7 protein-coding genes are annotated in these 9,379 nt (G+C 61.3%); all 7 read left to right on the top strand.

The window, feature by feature from the left end; translation table 11 throughout:
• The first annotated feature begins 147 nt into the window (after nt 1–147).
• Nucleotides 148–1,656, top strand: a complete 1,509-nt coding sequence (locus tag AC27VU_RS28825; protein WP_045122605.1) for a sigma-54-dependent transcriptional regulator — start codon at nt 148–150, stop codon at nt 1,654–1,656.
• A 438-nt stretch (nt 1,657–2,094) separates the two neighbouring features.
• Nucleotides 2,095–2,478: a glycine cleavage system protein GcvH gene (gene gcvH, locus AC27VU_RS28820; protein ID WP_003227486.1), complete on the top strand. Its 384-nt coding sequence runs from the start codon at nt 2,095–2,097 to the stop codon at nt 2,476–2,478.
• Nucleotides 2,479–2,489: 11 nt separating this feature from the next.
• A complete protein-coding gene (gene gcvP, locus AC27VU_RS28815) occupies nt 2,490–5,342 on the top strand; it encodes an aminomethyl-transferring glycine dehydrogenase (RefSeq protein ID WP_488725401.1) in 2,853 nt (950 codons plus the stop codon).
• Between the two features lie 207 nt (nt 5,343–5,549).
• Entirely contained in the window at nt 5,550–6,926 is a 1,377-nt protein-coding gene (locus tag AC27VU_RS28810; RefSeq protein WP_226499535.1) for an L-serine ammonia-lyase, read from the top strand.
• Nucleotides 6,927–6,977: 51 nt separating this feature from the next.
• Nucleotides 6,978–8,102: a glycine cleavage system aminomethyltransferase GcvT gene (gcvT, locus tag AC27VU_RS28805; RefSeq protein WP_488725400.1), complete on the top strand. Its 1,125-nt coding sequence runs from the start codon at nt 6,978–6,980 to the stop codon at nt 8,100–8,102.
• 405 nt (nt 8,103–8,507) lie between these two features.
• Nucleotides 8,508–8,720, top strand: a complete 213-nt coding sequence (locus AC27VU_RS28800; protein WP_003237709.1) for a cold-shock protein — start codon at nt 8,508–8,510, stop codon at nt 8,718–8,720.
• A 97-nt stretch (nt 8,721–8,817) separates the two neighbouring features.
• Nucleotides 8,818–9,306: an RDD family protein gene (locus tag AC27VU_RS28795; RefSeq protein WP_098965267.1), complete on the top strand. Its 489-nt coding sequence runs from the start codon at nt 8,818–8,820 to the stop codon at nt 9,304–9,306.
• Nucleotides 9,307–9,379: the final 73 nt, after the last annotated feature.

The following is a 9,379-nucleotide window of genomic DNA, read 5'->3' as shown; positions in this document are numbered from 1 at the left end:
CTCCCCCCCCCCCCCCCTCCCCCCCCCCCCCCAACCCCCGCTCCCACAAGGTATACGTGTAGCGCTGACAATCGTTGCAGATTTCACCATTGCCCCGCCCCAAGGCATACTTGCCACCCTCCGCACTGCAGAACACTGAACCGCCCCATGCGTATCCACGTCAGCTTCATCGACCGCGTCGGCATCACCCAGGAAGTCCTGGCTATCCTCGGTGGACGCAATCTCAATCTGGATGCGGTGGAGATGATCCCGCCCAACGTCTACATCGACGCCCCGACCTTGAGCCCGCAAGTGCTCGAAGAATTGAAAGATGCGTTGTTTCGCGTGCGCGGTGTAGAAGCGGTGACGGTGGTCGACATCCTCCCCGGCCAGCGTCGGCACCTGCAGCTCGATGCGCTGCTCGCGGCGATGACCGATCCGGTACTCGCCCTCGATAGCGCCGGCAAGGTGCTGCTGGCCAACCCGGCACTGATCGCGCTGTACGGGCGTGAACCGGCGGGGGAAAGTGTCTCGGAACTGTTCAACGATCCCGGCCTGCTGGAAACCCTGCTCGAACAAGGCTTCCGCCTGCCGTTGCGCGAGATCACCGTCAACGGCCAGACCCTGCTGCTCGACGCCACACCGATCACCGACGCCGGCGCGCTGCTGACCCTTTATCAGCCAAACCGCATCGGCGAACAGCTCTCGGCGTTGCACCATGACCATGCCGAAGGCTTCGATGCGTTGCTCGGCGAATCCCCGGCGATCCGCACCCTCAAGGCGCGCGCGCAAAGAGTCGCAGCGCTTGATGCGCCGCTGTTGATTCAAGGCGAAACCGGCACCGGTAAAGAACTGGTGGCCCGCGCCTGCCACGCCATCAGTGCCCGGCACAGTGCGCCGTTCCTCGCCCTGAACTGCGCGGCGCTGCCGGAAAACCTCGCCGAGAGCGAACTGTTCGGCTACGCCCCCGGCGCCTTTACCGGCGCGCAACGTGGCGGCAAACCGGGGCTGATGGAACTGGCCAACCAGGGCACGGTGTTTCTCGACGAGATCGGCGAGATGTCGCCGTACTTGCAGGCCAAGCTGCTGCGCTTTTTGAACGACGGTAGCTTCCGTCGAGTGGGCGGCGATCGTGAAGTGAAGGTCAACGTGAGGATCCTCAGCGCCACGCACCGCGACCTGGAAAAAATGGTCAGCGAAGGCCTGTTCCGCGAAGACCTGTTCTACCGCCTCAACGTGCTCAACGTCGAAGTGCCGCCGCTGCGTGAACGCGGGCAGGACATCCTGCTGCTGGCGCGTTATTTCATGCAGCAGGCCTGTGCGCAGATTCAGCGCCCGGTCTGCCGCCTCGCGCCCGGCACCTATCCGGCGCTGCTCGGCAACCGCTGGCCGGGCAACGTGCGGCAGTTGCAGAACGTGATCTTCCGCGCCGCCGCGATCTGCGAAAGCAGTCTGGTGGACATCGGCGACCTCGACATCGCCGGCACCTCGGTGGCGCGGCAGACCGACAGCGACGTCGACAGCCTTGAACAAGCCGTCGAATCCTTCGAAAAATCGCTGCTGGAAAAGCTCTACGTCAGCTACCCCTCGACCCGCCAACTGGCCAGCCGCCTGCAAACCTCGCACACGGCGATTGCCCATCGACTGCGCAAATACGGCATTCCCAACAAACCCTGAACCACCACAAATCCCCTGTAGGAGCTGCCGCAGGCTGCGATCTTTTGATCTTGATCTTGAAAAACAGAATCAAAAGATCGCAGCCTTCGGCAGCTCCTACAGTGCGGGTTTCCAGTTCAGGATTTATATTTCCTGCGTTAAAAACGACCTCCATCTGTACTGAAAGCGCTACAGTGGAACGATATCACTACACCCTCTTCCAATCGCCGCCGTGCAAGGCTTTGATCCGCTTCAGCTTTTCTCCCTGCCCCAAGCTGTAGCGATTTCGCTACAGCCATTCGATTCCGACCACTTCAAAAATCATCCAACCAATTGATTTATATAGATAAACCCAAGATGGCCGCGTTCTTGCTAAGTAACCGTTCATAAAATCAGGGCTTTCCTGCCCGAGCCTTCCACCGCGTCCACCAGACGAGTCTGGCCCCCTTAGGAGTTTCCATGAGCGAGTTGCGTTTTACTGAAGATCACGAATGGCTGCGCACCGAAGCTGACGGCAGCGTTACTGTCGGCATCACCGCTTTCGCGCAGAACGCCTTGGGCGACGTGGTGTTCGTGCAACTGCCTGAGCTGCAGGCTTACGAAAAAGGCGCCGAAGCCGCCACCGTGGAATCGGTGAAAGCCGCCAGCGGTGTGTACATGCCCCTCGACGGTGAAGTTGTGGAAGTGAACCCGGCACTGGACGGCAGCCCGGAACTGGTCAACGAAGATCCGCTGGGCGAAGGCTGGTTCTTCCGCTTCCAGCCAAGCGACGCCTCGGCGGTGGCGAAACTGCTGGACCAGGACGCCTACGACCGTCTGATCAAAGCCCAAGCCGAAGCCTGAGGAGTAACGACATGACCCAAGTAAACCTCGGCACTGCCAACGAATTCATCGCCCGTCACATCGGCCCGCGCGCCGGTGACGAGCAGGCCATGCTCAACAGCCTCGGCTTCGATTCGCTCGAAGCGCTGAGCGCCAGCGTCATCCCGGAAAGCATCAAGGGCACCAGCGTGCTCGGCATGGACGACGGCCTGAGCGAGGCCGATGCACTGGCGATGATCAAATCCATCGCCGGCAAAAACCAACTGTTCAAGACCTACATCGGCCAGGGCTACTACAACTGCCACACGCCGTCGCCAATCCTGCGCAACCTCCTGGAAAACCCGGCCTGGTACACCGCTTACACCCCGTACCAGCCGGAAATTTCCCAGGGCCGTCTCGAAGCGCTGCTGAACTTCCAGACCCTGATCAGCGACCTCACCGGCCTGCCGATCGCCAACGCCTCCTTGCTCGACGAAGCCACCGCCGCTGCCGAAGCCATGACCTTCTGCAAACGCTTGAGCAAGAACAAGGGCAGCCACCAATTCTTCGCCTCGATCCACAGCCACCCGCAAACCCTCGACGTGCTGCGCACCCGTGCCGAGCCGCTGGGCATCGACGTGGTGGTCGGCGATGAGCGTGAACTGAGCGACGTCACGCCGTTCTTCGGCGCGCTGCTGCAATACCCGGCGAGCAACGGTGACCTGTTCGACTACCGCGAACTGACCGAGCGTTTCCACGCCGCCAACGCGCTGGTGGCCGTGGCCGCTGATCTGCTGGCTCTGACGCTGCTGACCGCTCCGGGCGAGTTCGGCGCCGACGTCGCCATCGGTTCCGCGCAACGCTTCGGCGTGCCGCTGGGTTTCGGTGGCCCGCACGCGGCTTACTTCTCCACCAAGGATGCGTTCAAGCGCGACATGCCGGGCCGTCTGGTCGGCGTTTCGGTTGACCGTTTCGGCAAACCGGCGCTGCGTCTGGCGATGCAGACCCGCGAGCAACACATCCGCCGCGAGAAGGCCACCTCGAACATCTGCACCGCACAAGTGCTGCTGGCCAACATCGCCAGCATGTACGCCGTGTACCACGGCCCGAAAGGTCTGACGCAGATCGCCAACCGCGTGCATCACCTGACCGCGATTCTGGCCAAGGGCCTGAGCGCACTGGGCGCGAAAGTCGAGCAGACAAACTTCTTCGACACCCTGACCCTCGCCACCGGTGCACACACCGCCGCCCTGCACGACAAGGCACACGCCGCGCAGATCAACCTGCGAGTCATCGATGCCGAGCGTCTGGGCCTGTCGGTGGACGAAACCACCACCCAGGCTGACATTGAAACCCTATGGGGGCTGTTCGCCGACGGCAAGGCCCTGCCGGACTTCGCTGCGCTGGCCGCTTCGGTGCAAAGCACCATCCCGGCTGCGCTGGTGCGTCAGTCGCCGATCCTCAGCCACCCGGTGTTCAACCGTTATCACTCGGAAACCGAGCTGATGCGCTACCTGCGCAAACTGGCGGACAAGGACCTGGCACTGGATCGCACCATGATCCCGCTGGGCTCGTGCACCATGAAACTCAACGCCGCCAGCGAAATGATCCCGGTGACCTGGGCCGAATTCGGCGCCCTGCACCCGTTCGCCCCAGCCGCACAGAGCGCCGGTTATCAGCAACTGACCGATGAACTGGAAGCGATGCTCTGCGCCGCCACTGGTTACGACGCGATCTCGCTGCAACCGAACGCCGGTTCGCAAGGTGAATACGCAGGCCTGCTGGCGATTCGCGCTTACCACCAGAGCCGTGGCGACGAGCGCCGCGACATCTGCCTGATCCCGTCGTCGGCCCACGGCACCAACCCGGCCACCGCCAACATGGCTGGCATGCGCGTGGTGGTGACCGCGTGCGATGCGCGTGGCAACGTCGATATCGAAGACCTGCGCGCCAAAGCCATCGAGCACCGCGAACACCTCGCGGCGCTGATGATCACCTACCCGTCGACCCACGGCGTGTTCGAGGAAGGTATCCGCGAAATCTGCGGGATCATTCACGACAACGGCGGCCAGGTGTACATCGACGGCGCCAACATGAACGCGATGGTCGGCCTCTGCGCGCCGGGCAAGTTCGGCGGCGATGTCTCGCACCTGAACCTGCACAAGACTTTCTGCATCCCGCACGGCGGTGGCGGCCCGGGCGTCGGCCCGATTGGCGTCAAGTCGCACCTGACCCCGTTCCTCCCGGGTCACGGCCAGATGGCACGCAAGGAAGGCGCGGTCTGTGCAGCGCCGTTTGGCAGCGCAAGCATTCTGCCGATCACCTGGATGTACATTCGCATGATGGGCGGCGCCGGTCTGAAGCGTGCTTCGCAACTGGCGATCCTCAATGCCAACTACATTTCCCGTCGCCTCGAAGAGCACTACCCAGTGCTGTACACCGGCAGCAACGGGCTGGTGGCGCACGAATGCATCCTCGACCTGCGTCCACTGAAAGACAGCAGCGGCATCAGCGTCGATGACGTTGCCAAGCGCCTGATCGACTTCGGTTTCCATGCGCCGACCATGTCGTTCCCGGTGGCCGGTACGCTGATGATCGAGCCGACCGAAAGCGAATCCAAAGAAGAACTGGACCGCTTCTGCGACGCCATGATCCGCATCCGCGAGGAAATGCGCGCGGTGGAAAACGGCACGCTGGACAAGGACGACAACCCGCTGAAAAACGCTCCGCACACCGCAGCGGAGCTGGTCGGCGAGTGGACCCATCCGTACAGCCGCGAGCAAGCGGTGTATCCGGTGGCGTCGTTGGTCGAAGGCAAATACTGGCCGCCGGTCGGCCGCGTCGACAACGTGTTCGGCGACCGCAACCTGGTCTGCGCCTGCCCGTCGATCGAAAGCTACGCTTAAACGGATGCGGGGCAGGTTTACCTGCCCCGATTTCAGCAAAACCATAGATCCCAATGTGGGAGCGGGCTTGCTCGCGAATGCGGTGTATCAATCGCCATCAATGTTGCCTGACACACCGCATTCGCGAGCAAGCCCGCTCCCACAGGGGATTTGTGTCCAGCCTCGAGCTTGCGCCAATTCCTATAACAAGAAACCGGAGAACCACTCATGTCGTTAAGCGTGTTCGACCTGTTCAAGATTGGCATCGGCCCTTCCAGCTCCCACACCGTCGGCCCGATGCGAGCCGCTGCGCGCTTCGCCGAAGGCCTGCGCCGCGACGACCTGCTGCCTGCAACGACCTCCGTCAAAGTCGAGCTGTACGGCTCGCTTGGCGCCACCGGCAAGGGTCACGGCAGCGACAAAGCCGTGCTGCTTGGCCTTGAGGGCGAACACCCGGACACCGTCGATACCGAAACCGTCGCCGCGCGTCTGCAGGAAATTCGCGGCAATGGCAGGCTGAATCTGCTCGGCGAACACAGCATCACGTTCAACGAGAAAGAACACCTGGCGATGATTCGCAAGCCGCTGGCCTATCACCCCAACGGCATGATCTTTCGTGCCTTCGATGCGGCCGGTATTCAGATCCGCAGCCGCGAGTACTACTCGGTGGGCGGTGGTTTTGTGGTCGATGAAGACGCGGCCGGGGCCGACCGCATCGTAGAAGACGCCACCCCGCTGACCTTCCCGTTCAAAAGTGCCAAGGATTTGCTCGGTCACTGCGCCACCTATGGGCTGTCGATCAGCCAGGTGATGCTGACCAACGAAAGCGCCTGGCGCCCGGAAGCCGAGACACGCGCCGGTCTGCTGAAAATCTGGCAAGTGATGCAGGACTGCGTCGCCGCTGGCTGTCGCAACGAAGGCATTCTGCCGGGCGGGCTGAAGGTCAAACGCCGGGCGGCGGCATTGCACCGGCAACTGTGCAAGAACCCGGAATCGGCGCTGCGCGATCCGCTGTCCGTGCTCGACTGGGTCAACCTGTACGCCCTCGCCGTCAACGAAGAAAACGCCAACGGTGGCCGCGTAGTCACCGCACCCACCAACGGTGCGGCGGGGATTATTCCGGCGGTGCTGCATTACTACATGCGGTTTATCCCGGGGGCGAACGATGACGGCGTGGTGCGTTTTCTGCTGACCGCCGCCGCCATCGGCATTCTGTACAAGGAAAACGCCTCGATCTCCGGCGCCGAAGTCGGCTGTCAGGGCGAAGTCGGCGTGGCCTGCTCGATGGCGGCCGGCGCGTTGTGCGAAGTGCTCGGCGGCAGCGTGCAGCAAGTCGAAAACGCCGCGGAAATCGGCATGGAACACAACCTCGGCCTGACCTGCGACCCGATTGGCGGGCTGGTGCAGGTGCCGTGCATCGAGCGCAACGCCATGGGCTCGGTGAAAGCGATCAACGCGGTGCGCATGGCCATGCGCGGCGACGGACAACACTTCGTCTCGCTCGACAAAGTCATCCGCACCATGCGCCAGACCGGCGCCGACATGAAAAGCAAATACAAAGAGACCGCCCGCGGCGGTCTGGCAGTCAACATCATCGAATGCTAATTAGCCCCCTCTCCCCCCGGGAGAGGGTTGGCGTGAATCAAGGAGTTGCGCATGTCCACCGAACAACTGTCGAAAACCCCGCTGCACGCTCTGCACCTCGAACTCGGCGCCCGCATGGTGCCGTTCGCCGGCTACGACATGCCGGTGCAATACCCGCTGGGCGTGATGAAAGAACACCAGCACACCCGCGAGCAGGCCGGGCTGTTCGATGTCTCGCACATGGGCCAGATCCGCCTGACCGGCGCCAATGCCGCCAAGGCCCTGGAAAGCCTGGTACCGGTGGACATCATCGACCTGCCGGTGGGCATGCAGCGCTATGCGATGTTCACCAATGAGAGCGGCGGCATTCTCGATGATCTGATGGTCGCCAATCTGGGCAACGACGAGCTGTTCCTGGTGGTCAACGCCGCGTGCAAGGATCAGGATCTCGCGCATTTGCAACAACACATCGGCGACCAGTGCACCATTACGGAGCTGTTCGAAGCCCGCGCCCTGCTGGCGTTGCAAGGCCCGGCTGCGGTCACCGTGCTGGCGCGTCTTGCGCCAGAGGTGGCGAAGATGACCTTCATGCAGTTCAACCGCGTGCAACTGCTGGGCGTGGATTGCTTCGTCAGCCGCTCGGGTTACACCGGTGAAGACGGTTTCGAAATCTCCGTGCCCGCCGCCGATGCGGAAAAACTCGCCCGCGCTTTGCTCGCTGAACCGGAAGTCCAGGCCATCGGCCTCGGCGCCCGCGACTCGCTGCGCCTGGAAGCCGGCCTGTGCCTGTACGGCCACGACATGAATACCGACACCACCCCGATCGAAGCCAGCCTGTTGTGGGCGATCTCCAAGCCACGCCGTGCCGATGGCGCGCGCGCCGGTGGTTTCCCGGGTGCGGAACAGGTATTTGCCCAGCAACAGAACGGTGTCGCGCGCAAACGCGTCGGCCTGCTGCCACAGGAGCGTACGCCCGTGCGTGAAGGCGCAGAAATCGTCAACGAAGCCGGCGAAATCATCGGCAGCGTGTGCAGCGGCGGCTTCGGCCCGACCTTGGGTGGCCCATTGGCGATGGGTTACCTCGACAGCGCTTATGTCGCTCTCGACACACCAGTCTGGGCCATCGTTCGTGGGAAAAAGGTGCAAATGCTTGTAAGCAAAATGCCATTTGTTCCACAACGCTACTATCGTGGTTGATTGACTGTTTCTATAAGTAACGCGATTGCGTTATGCGTGCACTAATGTGTAACGCAATCGCCACAAAAAAGTGCATTTTCTAACATCCGATTCGAATATGAACTTTGCTTATAACGTTCGAAAACAATTGAACAAGCTAATCGTCTAAGCCTGCACTAGTGGATTGACTAACTGTCTGCAGGGGCAGGAAAACCGGGGCCTTCGCGGGGCTTGTTTTTTCTCCCGTAGTTGGCGTAGAGTTTGTTCACTGTGTTTGCATGGGTCAGCTTGGAATCGTGACCTGGGCAGTAGCCTACAAAGTTAGCTACATCCCGCTCGACGTCTTCTTACTCTCCTGCAACCAGCCCCAGTACTCTTTCATGAGAAAGAGACTGTCATCAATTTATGCGTCAAAGGATATAAGAAATGTCGACACGTCAGAGCGGTACCGTCAAGTGGTTTAACGACGAGAAAGGTTTTGGTTTTATCACTCCAGAAAGCGGTCCGGATCTGTTCGTGCATTTCCGCGCCATTCAGGGCAACGGCTTCAAGAGCCTGAAAGAAGGCCAGAAAGTGACCTTCGTTGCTGTGCAAGGCCAGAAAGGCATGCAGGCTGATGAAGTACAAGCAGAAGGCTAATCTTCTGTAACGAAAAAGCCCCTGATATTGATATCAGGGGCTTTTTTGTGCGCGCGAATCCGTAAAATGGCGCTTCATTTTGCGTCCAGAGGCTGCCATGTCGAAAAACCTGCTCACTCCCCAGGGCGACTTTCCTGCTGTTGGCCTCGGCCGCCGCCTGGCAGCGATGTTCTATGACTTCCTGCTGTGCACCGCCCTGCTGATCGTCACCGGATTCGTCTACAAGTTAATCCAGGCAGCGATCATCGGTGAAGAACGCCTGCGCGTGCTGACCGACGCCGGAAAAATGGATGGCGATCCGCTGTATTCCACGGTGCTGCTGTTGGTGCTGTTTGCGTTCTTCGCCAAGTTCTGGACTCACGGTGGTCAGACACTGGGCATGCAGGTGTGGGGCATACGTGTGCAGAACGCCGATGGCAGCGCGATCAGCCTGTGGCAGGCGCTGCTGCGGTTTATGGTGTCGATCGCTTCGTGGCTGTGCGCAGGGCTTGGATTCTTCTGGTCGCTGTACGACAAGCAGAAGCGCACCTGGCACGACATCTATTCCGATACCCGCGTGGTGCGGATTCCGAAGAAGAGCAAATAAATTCCAGACGCCAGATACCAATGTGGGAGCGGGGTTGGGGGGGGGGGGGGGGGGGGGGGGGAAGAGGGGGGGG

The organism is Pseudomonas sp. 14P5.3.2, from assembly GCF_057799175.1.
This window is presented reverse-complemented; position numbering and strand designations above follow the sequence as displayed.

Bases quoted from the DNA above. Each gene is read 5' to 3' on its own strand.
- AC27VU_RS28825 (WP_045122605.1), top strand. From the start codon at position 148: ATGCGTATCCACGTCAGCTTCATCGACCGCGTCGGCATCACCCAGGAA.
- gcvH (WP_003227486.1), top strand. From the start codon at position 2,095: ATGAGCGAGTTGCGTTTTACTGAAGATCACGAATGGCTGCGCACCGAA.
- gcvP (WP_488725401.1), top strand. From the start codon at position 2,490: ATGACCCAAGTAAACCTCGGCACTGCCAACGAATTCATCGCCCGTCAC.
- AC27VU_RS28810 (WP_226499535.1), top strand. From the start codon at position 5,550: ATGTCGTTAAGCGTGTTCGACCTGTTCAAGATTGGCATCGGCCCTTCC.
- gcvT (WP_488725400.1), top strand. From the start codon at position 6,978: ATGTCCACCGAACAACTGTCGAAAACCCCGCTGCACGCTCTGCACCTC.
- AC27VU_RS28800 (WP_003237709.1), top strand. From the start codon at position 8,508: ATGTCGACACGTCAGAGCGGTACCGTCAAGTGGTTTAACGACGAGAAA.
- AC27VU_RS28795 (WP_098965267.1), top strand. From the start codon at position 8,818: ATGTCGAAAAACCTGCTCACTCCCCAGGGCGACTTTCCTGCTGTTGGC.